The following is a 14,326-nucleotide window of genomic DNA, read 5'->3' as shown; positions in this document are numbered from 1 at the left end:
TCCCTTATCACTGATATACGTTATTTTGCAGGTCTAACCAACTTGAAAACAGATGCAACGGGTCACAGATCTTGTCCATCGGCGACAAACGCGACCCAATAACAATCCCATGAATACTCAATCCGCGATTATCCTTACGATGACTAATTTTACGGGTTAGTCCAGAAGACACCGCAAACTCACCATCGCTAACGAGCAATATATCTGCTTGATGCCATTTATTTTTATCACTTTGCTCAAGAGCCAAATTAAGTGGACCCTCTGCATCTGTACCGCCGCCGAATGACATGGACAGAAAAAGTATCATCCGCTCTAAACCCTCAGCATCGGGTGTCAGTTCCATTTCTGTCACTTCTCCGCGGCTACCAAATAGGTAAACATAACAAGCACGTTTTTCGGTTTTAGCCACACTGATACATTGCAACACCAGCGCCTTGGCAACATTCTCTGGTGTTCCTTGCATGGAACCAGAAGTATCTAGACAAACAATCATGGGACCACGGTTACGATTTATTTTGAAGCCGGATTTTTCTTCCTTAACCTCTTGATCAAATGTAACCTCTTCAGTGATGATGTCCGTGCCTTCAACAGCATAACTGAGCAATGCATGCTCAGCTCGCCGGGCATGCCAAAGTTTTTTAAGGACTGGATGCCCCAAAAAAGCCGCTTCTTGAGGCAACATTCGACTGATTGAGTCAGAACGAGTGATCCCTTTGGTTTCCATTGGCACAAGCGGCATAGAAATCTCTTTATCGCGCCTTTTCGTTACGCTCATCTTAGAGATAATTTCTTCAATCACGGGCTCACCGTCGCAACCTTTCATGCGCCCCAGGGTTTCAATCACTTCACGCAATTGTGGGATTTGCTCGACCAGCTTCTGTAATCGCACCATGTTCATCCAACCATGGCTTTGCAGCATTCCTTTCGATAGGTCCCAACCAAGACCAGTGACCACACCTAAATCATCAAAAATCTCTGAAAGTATTTGCCAGACTTCCAACCTTTCGGCCCAAACTGATGGCAATACAAATGGATGTTGTCCACTAACATTAATTAACTGCAACCAGGCCTCTAATTCAGCCTGGAGCTGATATTCAAGTTTTTTTGCATCTGAAAGAACAAGTGAATTTTTAAGTTTGGCTGAATTTCGTTTGATTTGGATAGCGGCGAATTCCTCTTTCAGCACTTCTAACGCCTGCTTATATTTGATTTGAGCTAATTGCCGAGCAAGGATTAATGCTCTTGTCTGAGCACCTTCAAGAGCAGATAGTAAATCCAGTATCAAGGCATCGGTGACTTGCGGATTATTTTGACAATAAGTTGCAATACCTGAACGGCTAATTACATTAACAATGTTTTGCTGAACAGCCTCAGGTAACCAAGGACAAGGTTGTGACAATGACTCTCCCGCCAACAACTGATTTCGCAATAATGCGATAGTCATACAGCGAGTAGATAAATCGCCTCCTGGTAGGGTAGCTACAGCTGGCACCAACGAATCAGGTAATAAATCAATATCAACTAACTGCCGCTCCAAACCAGCTAAAATATTAAGTGCAGGAGCCAGCTGTGTTGGTGTTGGTTTTTGTTCATTCACAGAGTTCACCCTCTAACACTGCATCAACTGGAATGCTAGTGTCCGACAAATCAACTTCTTGTTCCCGTGGCAAGGCTTCAAAACCTTGTTTCACTTTTACCAGACGATTGGATAATTTATGGCTGTATTCAAGGGCGTTATCTAAACTCGCAATCACTTTAGAAAGCAGTTCAGGATTTAACCAAAGATGGCTTTCAAATACTGTCTTAGCATCTTCTCGCTGTTTGCTTAAAGCGTTAATGTGGTTTTTTATCTTCGCCAGAATTTCTTCTACGCCTGCAACACGCCCCTTAATATGGGCTTCAGAATAACGAATTGATTCCATATCGGGATTAAACGGTTGATTAATCATAACGGGCATGAATGACGGGCCATAGCGTTCACGACTTGAAGTTGTCTCTTTTTTTGCAGAGTCATCCCAATAAAGAACTTCACCTTTAGCGTTTGTTTTTTGGACTTCTACAGAGGATTGCAATGTCTGCTTACCTTTATCATTAATAAACAGTGGCCGACCTTTGTTGTCTACTTTCTGCTTTTGTTGTGACTTATCAGCCTTTAATCTCCCTTCCCAAGTTGTCACTAAACTTGATACACGTTCATCTGTAAAATCACCATTGATGGCTACAGCTTGATTATAGAGATCTTGCAGCCCAGAAAACTCCTCCGGCTTATTCCACAGACAATGAGGTAAAACCCATGCATCATAGTTACTCACTTGCGTCAATCCAGAGGTGAATGCTGATACCTTCATCAGTTTTATCAACTTGAGCCAACGCCTATCCGAAACGTAAATATTCTCTTGATTTAGATATGTCCGAAACTCTTTACACAATGCCAGCACAGAAGAACTCAGGGTAACCTTGTCAGCTAACTGCTGCACCTCAGTAAGATCTTCTAGCTTGAGTCGGATATTCAGCTCAGGCTCAAATTTTTCAGCTGAAAGCTGCAATAATTCACTAAATGAACTATCGGACAATGGACCGACAAAACTACGTAACATAAAGCGATCATATAAAGCAGAAAGCTCCTCACCTTCCGGTAACTCGTTACTCGCAGCAATAACCGAAATTAAGGGCACCTTGTATCGACGATTACCATTATCAAATTCTCGCTCGTTTAATATGGTTAAAAGACTATTCAAAATGGCACTGTTTGCTTTAAAGATTTCATCAATAAAAGCTACTGATGCATCAGGTAGATAACCACTAGTTAAACGAGCATACCTATCATCCTCTAATGCACGAATAGAAAGAGGCCCAAAGACTTCTTCTGGGACAGAAAAACGTGTCAACAAACGCTCAAAATAACTCGCTTCAACAAAGATATTTTTTAGCCGTTTGGCCAGTTCACTCTTTGCGGTGCCCGGAGGACCTACAAGCAAAACATGCTCACCAGCAAGCGCGGCAAGTAAAATCAGCTTAATTTGTTCCTTTCGCTCTAACAGACCAACATTCATCGCAGCCATAAGCTGTGAGATTTTATCTTTACGTGAGAGTGGTTGTATTGCCGTTAATTGTGTCACAGTGGATCTCCTTATGTTGAATTGCATTCCCTGGCTTAATTCAGGGTCAAACTCATATAGCGACTTTTATGCCAATTTAGTCATTGTCGTTTTCTAGACCGAGTTTTTTAAGGCGATTATTTAAAGTTTGGTGATTGTTGTAGCCGAGTAACAACGCCGCTTTACGTTTATTTCCTGACGTAAATGCCAATCCTCGTTCTAAATAGTGTCGTTCTACTAGATCAATAATACTATTTATATCAACACCTTTTGATATATCTCTTTCAAGAATGCCCTCACTATTTTGGAGCGTCGAAAGTATCGCCCTGCGAATATCAACTTCTTCCAATACGGCAGTTTCAGACCATAAGGCTGCCCTAAGAATCGTTGCTTTCAGCTCTCTGATATTTCCAGGCCAACGATGATTACTGATAATTTTTTTTGCAGCAGTGGAAATTTTTTTACCACCTAAAGAAGGGTATTCTTGTGTGAGCATGGCGGTAAACTGATCTGCTAGATGGTCTAAATCGCTGTGTCGAGATCTTAGAGGTGGTAATGACAACACACCAATGGCAACCCTATAGAATAAATCCTCCCTGAACCTACCCTTGGAAACGTCAGCCATCAAGTCTCGATTAGTTGCTGTGATTAAACGGAAATTGCTGCTACGTTCTTCACTATCTCCCAAGCGAGTGAATTTACCATCCTGCAATACTCTAAGGAGCCTGACTTGGGCTGAACTATCAAGCTCGCCAAACTCATCCAAAAAAAGAGTACCTGAATGCGCCAATTCAAAAACTCCTACCTTATCTGAAACAGCACCAGTAAAAGCCCCCTTTTTATGACCAAAAAGTATTGAATCGATAAGTTCTGAGGGAAATGCTCCACAATTGATCGCAACAAATGGTTTGCCCCTTCTCGCACTTGCATTATGAATTGCCCGAGCAAACATCTCTTTGCCGGTACCACTCTCACCACAAATCAGCACAGATACTTCATGCGATGCTAAAACTTGAGCCTTGGCTTTAAGTAGTAACATTTCAGGATCAAGGGTAATAATGTCATCAAAGGCGGGATCAGCATCAGAGCCCAATAGACCAAGTTGCCCAAGTTCAATAGGGGCTAGATTAGTCATCGAAGGAATATACTCAGCAGTGAGCTGAAAAGGAATTTCTACAGTATTAACGCCTTGTTCTTTTGATGCTTGATAAAAGTTGCAGGCGAATCGAGTTTTACCGAGTAATATCCATACAGCCTGCATAGCAGGTGTACCAGGACTCAGTAAAATAGACAGTGCAATGGCTTCACGACTAATACTGTCCAGTAGCCGTTCTGCAGCTAGGTAAATTTCTCCAAAATCAACTGGCGAGGATAAATCGGCCTTACGGGCATTGACTGGACAACTCAGATTATCACTGAGTAGCTCAAGATACGGAGTAACTAGGTCCGACGGATAATTGTAAATAAGCTCAAGCTTATCAAAAGTAACATCAGATACTGTCGCCCATATAGGGCCAGTCATTTTACTCGCCTTTGATTCTAAATCATTGCCACCAATCCAACTAACCAACACTTTTTCGTTAATTATGTTCATCCCTAAACCAACATTTAAATTTATCAATAGTGGAAGCGATCATGCCGTACTGGCACTTGGTCGTCAGACTTGTTGCGTATGATAATTTACAGAAAAACAACCATTTTTCAATGCATTTGAATCAATAGAATCAATAGAATCAATATTGCCTATTACAGCTCTTTGGTTTTCATTTTTGTTGATGTCGATTACTACCTAACAATTAATTACCTTAATGCTTGCCAAAATCCACCCTTGTATTTCACTTTCAACCCATGCAACAGATCTACTGCCCTGTTTCACTGCTTTGGGAAAATACCTTTATCAAGGTACTTGTAAATGGTTGAACGGGCTAAGCCAGTAGTGTCAATCACATCTTTCATTCGAATTAGCTTTATGTTTGGCGTCATGCTGAACTCTTGGTAATGGTTTATTTCCATTACCTATGCCAGTAACTTTCAACTTTTCCAAATCTTTTCAGATATATATCACTCCAGTGCATAAGCCCATTAACGCTTTCAAGGAGCCAGATATGTCAACAAAAGCGACGCACGCCAAAACTAAACCAGACAACTTGATAGACCAGCCGATTAAGCAGTGGCCGCAGACTGCCGAAGAAGTCCTAGCCTCTGCCGCCAATATCATTGCCGAACGCTATGTGAAGAAGGACGCCTATACCAATCCACAGGCCACTAAGGATTTTTTAACTTACAAACTCGGCGGTTATGAGCGAGAAGTGTTTGCGGTAATGCTGCTCGATAATCAACATCAATTACTCGAGTTTAAAGAGTTGTTCTTTGGCACTTTAGATGCCGCCAGTGTTTATCCCCGAGAAGTGGTTAAGGCGGTGTTAGCGATCAATGCGGCGGCGGTGATCTTTGCCCATAACCACTCGTCCGGTGAATCTGAACCTTCAACTGCAGATAAGCACATCACCAAACGATTAACCGATGCATTAGCGCTTATCGATGTGCGTGTGCTTGACCATATCGTGGTTGGCCGCACACCAGTGTCCTTTGCTGAGCGCGGCTTACTCTAGCCAGCGTTTAAACCTGCCACACCTTTTTAAGGAGTCCATCATGATTGAATTTACTGATAGCTTTTCACAGGCCTGTGTCGCCGAGGCCTGTGCCGCGTTTCCTGAACTGCGTAACCGTTTAGCGGTTGAACTCATTTTGCCGATGTTTGTGAGACCACTTAATGCCATGGGCCAAGTGATTGGTAAGCCAGTCGTTGCACCACACCGCGAGCTACATAAAACCGTATTATTTGTTTTTCACCGTGATGTGGTTGAGCACTTGCCCAAGGAGATCAGCTTTTGCCGCTATGTTTGCCCCTGTGATAGTTATGGTGTGCCAACAGGTGAATGGCAGCGTGTGATCAACGGTGTGTACTTCAACCATGGCAGTAATGAACAGCCTAATTGGAGTGTACACACCTAAAGAACGTTACCTGTCATCACCCACTCCACTAGTCGGCTGTATTGACCGCTCTTACTAGCACTGGTATTTATCACTGCTCTCGCTAGTCAGCTAATGAGCCCCCTACTCCCTAAAGGTCTTTTCAACCATTGAGGTCACTATGACAACGCTAAAACTTTTCGATATTGAGCACGCCTGGGGCTTACCCCGTAAAGTATCTCCCCGCTTTGGTGCAAGGCTGATTTTACGTGGTCTGCACTTGGATTATCTCAATGACCGTTCAAGCTTTGTCGGTGAATTTCCACCAGCAATTAAACAACAATTTATCGAGGCCTTTCCCGCCATGGTTAAACAGCTTGAACGGCTGGTGGCCACCGGCGATATTGATGCCACTGAGCAGTACTGCGTCACCATTGAGCACGTTGGCTTTACCTGTGAGGCTGACACCTTAGGCAGCCATGGCTATTTGTATATTGCGATTTATCAAACCGAAACTAAACCAAAGCTAAGCCACTGACCACCAGCAACCTCGCCCTCACTCGATAACCCGTTCATTATCGTAAGCCAGTACTAATCTCGTTAAACATAACCACCAAACTTTAATCTCCCAGCTCAAAAGCCTTAGCAAGCAGCCCTTAGCGACTCACATTAAACCGCTTAGCCAACACCCGTTTTATTAACCAAACCGCATAGACAGCAAAAGCCAAGGCGTAACTGCGCCTTGGCTTTTGCGTATGCCCGTTTTTAAATAAGGAATATTCCATGACATTAACTATCAAGCGTAATCAACTGCCAGCGATGCCTGATCGTTTTTACCAAGTGATCGAAAAGGAACTGGCTGACGTCACACCAAAAGACGCCAACGCCATCACCCTTAATTTTCGAGATCCAGATTACAGCGCCGAAGCCGGCGGCTTTCATCCCGTCGAAGTGCGGCTTGAGAAACAGCAAGATCACTGGCGTTTCGTCTACGTCACCGACTTTGCTTTTCGCGGCCATCCCTTCCCTGAACTGGTTAAAGACATCGATATCTGCTTTAACAGCAAGCAGGTCTATAGCCTGTTTAGCGGCTGGATTACTGAGCGGGAATCACAGGGGCTGATTAAGTTGTTTAGCGATAACTTTGTCAGTTACTACCAGATGGAAGCCTATCAGGTGCAGGTGAGTATGGATTAACCCGCCTCGCCCTCATTTCGCGCGAGCATCCTAACCATATCTACCGCTTTCAGTTCTCCTCTAATCAAAGAGCTAAGCACATCAAACCCGCGCCCTTGTCACCCTAGTCATTACGTCAAGCCTCTGTCGTTAACAACAATCTACCCCGCCTGCAACGCCCGTCGTTAGCGGGCTTTTTGTTTTTGGAGTCCACCATGAAAATACACCACGAAACCATCCTGCCACTGCCAGAGCCTTTTTATGAATTGTTAGAACGGCAACTGGCCGCACTTAATAAGCCCAACCTCAACATCGTCACCTTTAACTACCGCGATCCCGACTACAGTGCGGAGAGAGGTGGTTATCACCCAGTGGAGATCAACCTCTACCGCCAGGGGGATTGCTGGTATCTCAATTACTTCACCGACTTTGCTTACTGCGGCGGCCCCTTCCCTGAGCTTGAGAAAGAAATGGAAGTGCTGTTTCAGGAGAAGCAGGTCTACAACAGCTTCTTTGGCCGCTGTAACCTCGAGCAAGCCGACAGCTTGGTGAGGTTGCTGCTGGAGAACTTCTGTAACTACGTGGAGATGGAAGTCTATCAGGTTCAAGTCAGCACCGACTGAACTTGGTGCCCACAATCATCACATAGCTAATTGAGGGAACCAATCATGAACGAAGTCGAAGCGGTCAAGAACCGCGACACTATCAAGCTTATCAGTTACCTGCTCGAACGTCACTTTGGTCAGCAGATGGCAGATGTCTGGAATATCGGCCTTAACCTGGCCCTTAGGATCTCCGACTTACTGGCGATCAAGTTCAGCGATATCGACGGCGATCGCTTAAGCATCATTGAGCAGAAGACCGGTAAACGCGCCAGCATCAAGCTCAATCCTAAGACGCTGGCGTTGATTGAGGAGATCCACCAGCGTCATCCCGAGCATATTTACCTATTTCAATCCCACCGCTCGAGCCAGGCCAAAGACCGGCAGGCCCCCGCGAAACCGCTGACACGGCGTGCAGTAGCCAAAGCGTTTGCCTTTGTCGGTGACGATATCAAGTTAGCCCTGGGCACCCACTCGATGCGTAAAACCCGCGGCTATCTCCTGTACCAAGCCTGCAAAGACATTGGCCGGGTGATGCGCATGCTGCGGCATCAATCGGAAGCGGTCACCCTGCGTTATATCGGCATTACTCAACAGCAAATCGATAAAGACTTTGTCGAGCTGGAAATCTGAGGTCAATCAGCACGCCCTATTCAACCCATTGGCAGATGCGACCTAAAGTTATCTGCGTTGTTATTCTTGGAGTACATACCATGTATACATTTCAACCCGGAGATCATCTGGTCACCAATATCGATCCACTTGGCTTAACCGAACACCACGGCCTTTATGTTGGCCATGGCAATGTGATTCACTTATCTAAACAGGGCATCATCGAAGAAATCGATCTGCAGCAATTTGCTGGTGGCCATAGCGTTAGAGTAAAGAAATCCACGCTGTTTCCCCATCAGGCCATTGAGCTTGCACGCAGTCAGCTGGGTCACAGTCCATACGGCGTAGCTACCAATAATTGCGAGCACTTCGTCAATGAATGCTTAGCGGGAAGTAGCACCTCCAATCAAGTCAGTAATCTCACCCACATTGCGCTGCAAGGCTCCGCCAGAGCAGGCTTAATGGGGAGCGCTGCTTCAAAGCTGGCCACGGGAACTGTCGCAAACGTCGTGTTAGCCTCTACCGCCATCAAAATGACCGGTGAATACCTAGGGCTACCCGACAACGTCAACACACTACTAGGGACACCTGGAGATCTTGTCGCTAAACCTGCCGAATGCCTACTAAAAGGCACCACCCAAACTCTAGGTGAAAGTTATGCTTGCTTAAGCCAAGGAGAGATAGCCGATGCAGGGTTCAAACTCGTCATGGGCAGTGTAGAAACCGGCTTAAACACCGTGCTGACGACAGCAGAAGTGGGCATCAATGGCGTAAAAGCCGGTGCTGAGCTGATAGCCGATGCATGGCACTGGCTAAGGTCATGATGCTTCACCTGCAATATTGAGAGTACTCAGTCACCCATTACCCAAACCTATAAACGAAGCGGCATGCCGCCGCTATCGTTTTCAACTCTCTTGCGATTACGTTGAAGATTAGCGTAATGACGGCGTAACATGTTTGCCCAGTTAAGTGATACAAACTATCTTCTATCATCCTTGAGCTTATGGCGTTGCTCGAACAGGCAAGTAAACGTGTAATCATTATTTTTTTGTACCACGTTATGCTAAGGTAATACCTAGTAGTACTAAGCATTACCTATGGAGTAACAGATGAGCACAATCAAACCCGTGTCGGTTAAATTAGATGCCGATATTAAAGCCAGAGTCGAGCATTTAGCCGAAACTCGTAAACGTTCATCACACTGGATGATGCGTGAAGCGATCCGTGAATACGTTGAGAGAGAAGAGAAGCGCGAGGCGCTGCAGCAAGAAGCGTTACGCGCATGGGAAGAGCACCAGACATCAGGCTTGCATGTCACCGGTGACGAAGTGGTGAGTTGGCTGGAGTCCTGGGGAAGTGAAAATGAAAAGGCTGCCCCTACCTGCCACAAATAGTCTTCACTGCCACTGCGTTAGCTGATTTAGAACGCTGACCTTTAGCTCTTCGTATTTAAGCCTGACGCTCGATGAATTAACTGACCGCTTTACCTTTTAAATTTAGACTGTATCACTGATGATAAAAAAGGCCTGTCCAATACTAAAATAATCGCCATAATATATCTGCAGCTCACTCCACTATCAATTAGGAGATAGATAGACTTCCGAGTTAAATACACTAGTCTCAAAAACCCTAATTTCACCTGCAATCAATGAATGTGCTAAATTCGATAATTTCATGTAATTGTTATCATCCCAATGTTCCTCCGGTACCCATGTTTTCATTATTGGAATGCCTGAGTTTTCTTGACGAACAAAAGGTATATAGCAATTTCTTGTAACCACAACAAAATCTTCAAATTTCACATCGGCATCTGAGTAAATCATTCTAATTGTATTCTCATTAAATATACCTGCTACCGTATCAACAACGACTTTAATGCTCTGTTTACTATTACGAGTAATCATTCTTGCCATTGCATGCTCAGATATATACACTAATGCTCTGATACAATATCCATCATTTCGCATAGGCCGTTTTTTATCCACTATGTGGGAGCAAAGTGGATAAAAATGTTCATCTTTTGTATATTTATAACCTTCTATGTCAATAGCCGTGGCGCCAACATATATATATTCTGTTAGCTCTGCGGTTTTTCCCTTGTTAAAAGTTTTATGTTCAATCAATAACTCAAACAAAGATTCTCGATTGATATCAAGTTGTAGTTGATAAAAATTTTTCAATGTTTTATTTTTTCTTTCAAACGCTAAATTATGCTTATCATTCACCGAATTAAAAAGCTCCCTAAGCCGTCTAAACTCTCCTCGTATAAAAGCCTTTGCAGCACTTTCGTTAGATATTTTGATTAGTTTACTGTTATCCATATACACTCCTTTGCTAACTAAATAACATATAAGTAACGTCACATAAATTTTGTAAATTCTGGACTCGAAAAATACCTATCAATATCTACCTGACTACAGCTACTCGTTTGTTCATGGGCCAACAATTTATCTATTGGAATTATAACACCTTCAACATCTGTCGTTGACGTAGCTTTCAGCCTAAATGCATACCCCGAATCTTCACCAGATTCCCACACAAAGACGCATGACACGGAACCATAATCATCCCATTTTTTTCCGACACGCCCTTTTCTTCTCAACAAGTTTAAGGCTCCATCAGGGCCTTTAATAGCCATTTCTACCGATGAATGTCGTGCTTTTCGCCATGGACTGCGAGTATGAATAGCTCGATAGTTTATCGTCATTGCTTTGCTCCCTGCCTCTATCGGTTGTTTCGTTTAAACCATCTATTATTTTAGCAGGCTTCATATCAAGGCATGTCAAAAAATTCACAACAAGTGACCGTCTTCGTTAGCTAGTTTATTGTAATTCCGAAAGTAGTCGTCCTATCTATGGCAATGACTATTGTTTTAGGGAACTGCTTATCGACTTTGGTGACACCGGTTATCTGGCAATGTACCAGTATGATGGCAGCGAACGATTGACCGTGTTGTGTATCCGCCACCAAAAAGAAGCCGTCTATTGAGAGATGCATCAGCAAAGAGGTCTTCGCATGGATGAGCGATTATGAATATACTGCTACTCTCTATAAACACAAAAGCAAGGGATTTGAGCCCCTTGCCCTTTACTTCCCTATTTGTACTCGCAGCAATCGTGCTAAGTAAGTTAATCACCAACTTTGTAACCGACCCGAGATACGACTACAACCAAAGTTGTGATTGCCATTCCCATAAATTTTCGTGTCAGTTTTAGCAAAATAACTTAATCTTTTAAACAAGTCTTGGTAAATGTAAGTGAAATCAGCTTGGTTACGACACAGTAAATATTGAGCATTTTCAGGGAAATGGATTAACCCTTGAGCATGGGAAATATCTAACCTTAGTGCACTCGCCCAAGCTTTGTGTATTCGGTTATACATATTAGCCCGACCCAATTCAAATTTCCCTAAACTTTTATATGCATGGCCATTGAAGAACAAACAGACATGGTAATGACACTTATCCCTTCCACTCATCTCTTTAACCCAAATGTAAAATAACTTACTTGCATGAACCTGACCGTCAGTTGTGTTTCGTAGTTTCGCCTGATAATCCGCTTTTAACTGGGCTTTCAATGATTCGAAGAAACGGGTGATCACTGCTGTATCACTCGATTCAAACGTATCAGGAAATCGTAGATCAACTCTTATCGCAAACACCTTTGAATACTCCATGACCACGCCATTTATAACCTTTGTAATTTTATTCAGATATTCTTCAATAGCACCATTCTTAAAATAAAGTGTTTGCAATCCATCATATCGAGGTGTTGTTAACACCGTTAAATTCCTATTAAAAATACTATCCATAACTCACCCTCCCTTTCCCATCATTATTTAAAGGGTGTAGTCAACCACTCAAAATTAATAAACTAATTTTGATGAATACGAAACACCCAAGCAATACACCAGACAACTAAATTAAAAACATTAAGCAAGTAATATATAAAATACAGATACAATACTATTAAAACCCTAAATCAAAATTATCGAAAACCAACCAGGTTCAAGCGAAATTTTAAATTTAGATAATAAAGTTTACTGAGATCAATATTTATCACCACTCTGAATTAATATGCATACTATGAGCAAAATAAATAAATCTTGAGAAATAAACGTTAAACGTTAAACGACTTATTTTGATTAAAAAGTAACACTCATGAATAGTGCGCCAGATTTTCAGCTAGTTTGGCATTATCAGGAGGAAGATCGCAAAATAAATCCATTACTCTAGTCTTATCTATCATAATTTCTGCCATTGGGTTGTTTTGCTTTATATAATCTAATACAGCTTGTAAGTCGGCTTTTTTACGAATACAGTTTGGACCATATTGTAAAATATAATTTTTTCTTATGTATCTTATTCCCGAAGCGGCAAATGGCTTCAGCCATTCGTTCAGCGCACATGCATCCAGCACATATTTAGGTGGAGGACAAAAGACTCGCATAAAATCATTTGAGAAATAACTTAACAACTCAACGGCTAACCACAAGGATTCTAAAGATATTTCAAAATCGTCTGGATGTTCAAAACAATGGATCAAGGCGGCAACTCTGGCAATGTTCTCTGATAACTTGGATGCATGGTCTCTTGCACATGCATACATGCCCCCGGGAGCCATTTTAGTTTCGATGTCATTATAAATATTCCACCAGACTTTTTCAGCTGCCGAAGAAAAAACCACCTTTTGTCGATGCCGATAATCAACTAATCCCAATGACTGCTCGAGTAATTGTCTAATCCTGCAATTAAACTCTTCGATACCCTCACGGGAATGCCGATGACCATTAGCTTGGCGAAAACCACAGGTAGAAAGTGGCTCGCAAACCAACATCCGAGATAGAAAGCCATTATCACGGACATTAACGTTAGACTTATTCAAAAAGTTCTGTAACGTATCTGGTTGCACCATGATATGCATCGATAGTCGAATATCGTTTAATTTAAAAGATGGTGAGGTTTTTCGATTTACCGTCATATCATCACCACTCCACATCGGGTTAAAATTAGCAGCGTTGCTCATAACCCTACTTTTAAATATTAGATCTCCTTCACTGGAGCCGAAAAAAACATTAGGCAGATCATTTTTTAAACCATCAAGTAACGCTTCACTGGTGGTATCCTCATATATCACTCTAGGGGCTCGAGGTTTTGTAGGTTCTTGTTCAGATAATGCTACCAATTGCTGGGTTGTCTGTTCATTTTCAGCATTATCCAGCGTAATAGTCTTTTTTAATTTTGCTTTTTTTTCCTTATGTATATCCATCTGAATGTTGTAGTCTTTTAAACTTTTCTGATAAACAGCCTCTTGTTCTTTTTCAATACTTTTAATCTCTCCCATGAACAAGTTATCAACGGTCGATTTACGTTCACCCGATTGTGCAATGGTCATTACCATGAGTGATACTGGAGCGATTTTCCGAGTTGGAATTTCAACATTGAACACTCCTTGCATAGCGGTTGCCATCGACGTTAACTGACAAGCCAAGATCATACCGTCTGGTGCTTGCAGAAATGCTCTTGCTTCTTCAAACGCTTTCTCCATCTTAGGAGCGACGGTTAGATTTGGAACATAACCGTAGGAGATTGGAAATGATTTCTGGTAATAATAACTATTCATAATCCACCTTTATTTAATAAGTTAATCACTCTTAAGGTCAGTAAAATCTTCTACCTTGTAGCCACTGTTCGACTTCTTGCATGTACCAGCCAACGGCTCTTGCCCCAAGTGTCACTTTTTTAGGGAAAGTCGAATCGTATCGCGGAGATCGCGGGTTTTGTTTGTCTGTAGTGGCACACTAATTTTGGCCACCTAAATAGAGGTGATATTATTGCCTCGTAGATGACTTTAGGTGAAAACATGA

Annotated in this window: 15 protein-coding genes and 2 pseudogenes; 8 read left to right on the top strand and 9 right to left on the bottom strand. The window is 42.7% G+C overall.

Annotated features, from left to right (window positions below; translation table 11 throughout):
• Nucleotides 1-7: 7 nt before the first annotated feature.
• From BM607_RS04630 to BM607_RS04615, 4 genes and pseudogenes are all read right to left on the bottom strand, one after another.
• Nucleotides 8-1,597, bottom strand: a complete 1,590-nt coding sequence (locus BM607_RS04630) for a VWA domain-containing protein (protein ID WP_071939745.1) — start codon at nt 1,595-1,597, stop codon at nt 8-10.
• Nucleotides 1,590-3,119, bottom strand: a complete 1,530-nt coding sequence (locus tag BM607_RS04625) for an AAA family ATPase (protein WP_071939744.1) — start codon at nt 3,117-3,119, stop codon at nt 1,590-1,592. The genes BM607_RS04630 and BM607_RS04625 overlap by 8 nt, the downstream gene beginning before the upstream one ends.
• 76 nt (nt 3,120-3,195) lie before the next feature.
• On the bottom strand, nt 3,196-4,692 hold the full coding sequence (locus tag BM607_RS04620; RefSeq protein WP_071939743.1) for a sigma-54 dependent transcriptional regulator: 1,497 nt from the start codon (nt 4,690-4,692) through the stop codon (nt 3,196-3,198).
• 195 nt (nt 4,693-4,887) lie between these two features.
• Nucleotides 4,888-5,069 (bottom strand): annotated as a pseudogene (locus BM607_RS04615) (AlpA family transcriptional regulator).
• A gap of 134 nt (nt 5,070-5,203) precedes the next feature.
• On the opposite strand from BM607_RS04615, the gene radC reads away from it, so the two are divergent.
• The 8 genes from radC (at nt 5,204) to BM607_RS04575 (ending at nt 9,855) form a co-directional block, all read left to right on the top strand.
• Complete coding sequence (gene radC / locus BM607_RS04610) at nt 5,204-5,710, top strand: DNA repair protein RadC (RefSeq protein WP_071939742.1); 507 nt, start codon at nt 5,204-5,206, stop codon at nt 5,708-5,710.
• Nucleotides 5,711-5,750: 40 nt separating this feature from the next.
• Nucleotides 5,751-6,113, top strand: a complete 363-nt coding sequence (locus BM607_RS04605; RefSeq protein WP_071939741.1) for a hypothetical protein — start codon at nt 5,751-5,753, stop codon at nt 6,111-6,113.
• 139 nt (nt 6,114-6,252) lie between these two features.
• Nucleotides 6,253-6,609: a type IV toxin-antitoxin system YeeU family antitoxin gene (locus tag BM607_RS04600; protein WP_071939740.1), complete on the top strand. Its 357-nt coding sequence runs from the start codon at nt 6,253-6,255 to the stop codon at nt 6,607-6,609.
• A gap of 245 nt (nt 6,610-6,854) precedes the next feature.
• Complete coding sequence (locus BM607_RS04595) at nt 6,855-7,268, top strand: DUF2787 domain-containing protein (protein ID WP_071939739.1); 414 nt, start codon at nt 6,855-6,857, stop codon at nt 7,266-7,268.
• A 194-nt stretch (nt 7,269-7,462) separates the two neighbouring features.
• Complete coding sequence (locus BM607_RS04590) at nt 7,463-7,870, top strand: DUF2787 domain-containing protein (protein WP_071939738.1); 408 nt, start codon at nt 7,463-7,465, stop codon at nt 7,868-7,870.
• Between the two features lie 45 nt (nt 7,871-7,915).
• Nucleotides 7,916-8,482 carry a site-specific integrase gene (locus tag BM607_RS04585; protein ID WP_071939737.1) on the top strand — a complete coding sequence of 189 codons (567 nt, stop codon included), beginning with the start codon at nt 7,916-7,918 and terminating at the stop codon, nt 8,480-8,482.
• A gap of 80 nt (nt 8,483-8,562) precedes the next feature.
• Nucleotides 8,563-9,285 carry a lecithin retinol acyltransferase family protein gene (locus BM607_RS04580; protein WP_071939736.1) on the top strand — a complete coding sequence of 241 codons (723 nt, stop codon included), beginning with the start codon at nt 8,563-8,565 and terminating at the stop codon, nt 9,283-9,285.
• 285 nt (nt 9,286-9,570) lie between these two features.
• Nucleotides 9,571-9,855: a CopG family ribbon-helix-helix protein gene (locus tag BM607_RS04575; protein ID WP_011920070.1), complete on the top strand. Its 285-nt coding sequence runs from the start codon at nt 9,571-9,573 to the stop codon at nt 9,853-9,855.
• 183 nt (nt 9,856-10,038) lie between these two features.
• Here BM607_RS04575 and BM607_RS04570 read toward each other — a convergent pair whose 3' ends face one another.
• The 5 genes and pseudogenes from BM607_RS04570 to BM607_RS21775 all read right to left on the bottom strand — a co-directional run.
• Nucleotides 10,039-10,782, bottom strand: a complete 744-nt coding sequence (locus tag BM607_RS04570; RefSeq protein ID WP_071939735.1) for a hypothetical protein — start codon at nt 10,780-10,782, stop codon at nt 10,039-10,041.
• A gap of 38 nt (nt 10,783-10,820) precedes the next feature.
• Nucleotides 10,821-11,168 carry a hypothetical protein gene (locus BM607_RS04565; protein WP_071939734.1) on the bottom strand — a complete coding sequence of 116 codons (348 nt, stop codon included), beginning with the start codon at nt 11,166-11,168 and terminating at the stop codon, nt 10,821-10,823.
• 425 nt (nt 11,169-11,593) lie between these two features.
• A complete protein-coding gene (locus BM607_RS04555; protein ID WP_071939733.1) occupies nt 11,594-12,271 on the bottom strand; it encodes an inovirus Gp2 family protein in 678 nt (225 codons plus the stop codon).
• A 347-nt stretch (nt 12,272-12,618) separates the two neighbouring features.
• Nucleotides 12,619-14,082, bottom strand: a complete 1,464-nt coding sequence (locus BM607_RS04550; protein WP_071939732.1) for a YfjI family protein — start codon at nt 14,080-14,082, stop codon at nt 12,619-12,621.
• 37 nt (nt 14,083-14,119) lie between these two features.
• Nucleotides 14,120-14,206 (bottom strand): annotated as a pseudogene (locus BM607_RS21775) (AlpA family phage regulatory protein); the annotation flags it as partial.
• Nucleotides 14,207-14,326: the final 120 nt, after the last annotated feature.

The organism is Shewanella sp. SACH (genome assembly GCF_001887095.2).
GTDB classification, from domain to species: domain Bacteria; phylum Pseudomonadota; class Gammaproteobacteria; order Enterobacterales; family Shewanellaceae; genus Shewanella; species Shewanella baltica.
Note: the sequence above shows the minus strand (reverse complement) of the source record. Positions and strands in the feature narration are given on the sequence as shown.

What these genes read in the sequence shown, in the direction of transcription:
- BM607_RS04620 (WP_071939743.1), bottom strand. Translation starts at nt 4,692, where the DNA reads ATGAACATAATTAACGAAAAAGTGTTGGTTAGTTGGATTGGTGGCAAT.
- radC (WP_071939742.1), top strand. Translation starts at nt 5,204, where the DNA reads ATGTCAACAAAAGCGACGCACGCCAAAACTAAACCAGACAACTTGATA.
- BM607_RS04605 (WP_071939741.1), top strand. Translation starts at nt 5,751, where the DNA reads ATGATTGAATTTACTGATAGCTTTTCACAGGCCTGTGTCGCCGAGGCC.
- BM607_RS04600 (WP_071939740.1), top strand. Translation starts at nt 6,253, where the DNA reads ATGACAACGCTAAAACTTTTCGATATTGAGCACGCCTGGGGCTTACCC.
- BM607_RS04595 (WP_071939739.1), top strand. Translation starts at nt 6,855, where the DNA reads ATGACATTAACTATCAAGCGTAATCAACTGCCAGCGATGCCTGATCGT.
- BM607_RS04590 (WP_071939738.1), top strand. Translation starts at nt 7,463, where the DNA reads ATGAAAATACACCACGAAACCATCCTGCCACTGCCAGAGCCTTTTTAT.
- BM607_RS04585 (WP_071939737.1), top strand. Translation starts at nt 7,916, where the DNA reads ATGAACGAAGTCGAAGCGGTCAAGAACCGCGACACTATCAAGCTTATC.
- BM607_RS04580 (WP_071939736.1), top strand. Translation starts at nt 8,563, where the DNA reads ATGTATACATTTCAACCCGGAGATCATCTGGTCACCAATATCGATCCA.
- BM607_RS04575 (WP_011920070.1), top strand. Translation starts at nt 9,571, where the DNA reads ATGAGCACAATCAAACCCGTGTCGGTTAAATTAGATGCCGATATTAAA.
- BM607_RS04570 (WP_071939735.1), bottom strand. Translation starts at nt 10,782, where the DNA reads ATGGATAACAGTAAACTAATCAAAATATCTAACGAAAGTGCTGCAAAG.
- BM607_RS04565 (WP_071939734.1), bottom strand. Translation starts at nt 11,168, where the DNA reads ATGACGATAAACTATCGAGCTATTCATACTCGCAGTCCATGGCGAAAA.
- BM607_RS04555 (WP_071939733.1), bottom strand. Translation starts at nt 12,271, where the DNA reads ATGGATAGTATTTTTAATAGGAATTTAACGGTGTTAACAACACCTCGA.
- BM607_RS04550 (WP_071939732.1), bottom strand. Translation starts at nt 14,082, where the DNA reads ATGAATAGTTATTATTACCAGAAATCATTTCCAATCTCCTACGGTTAT.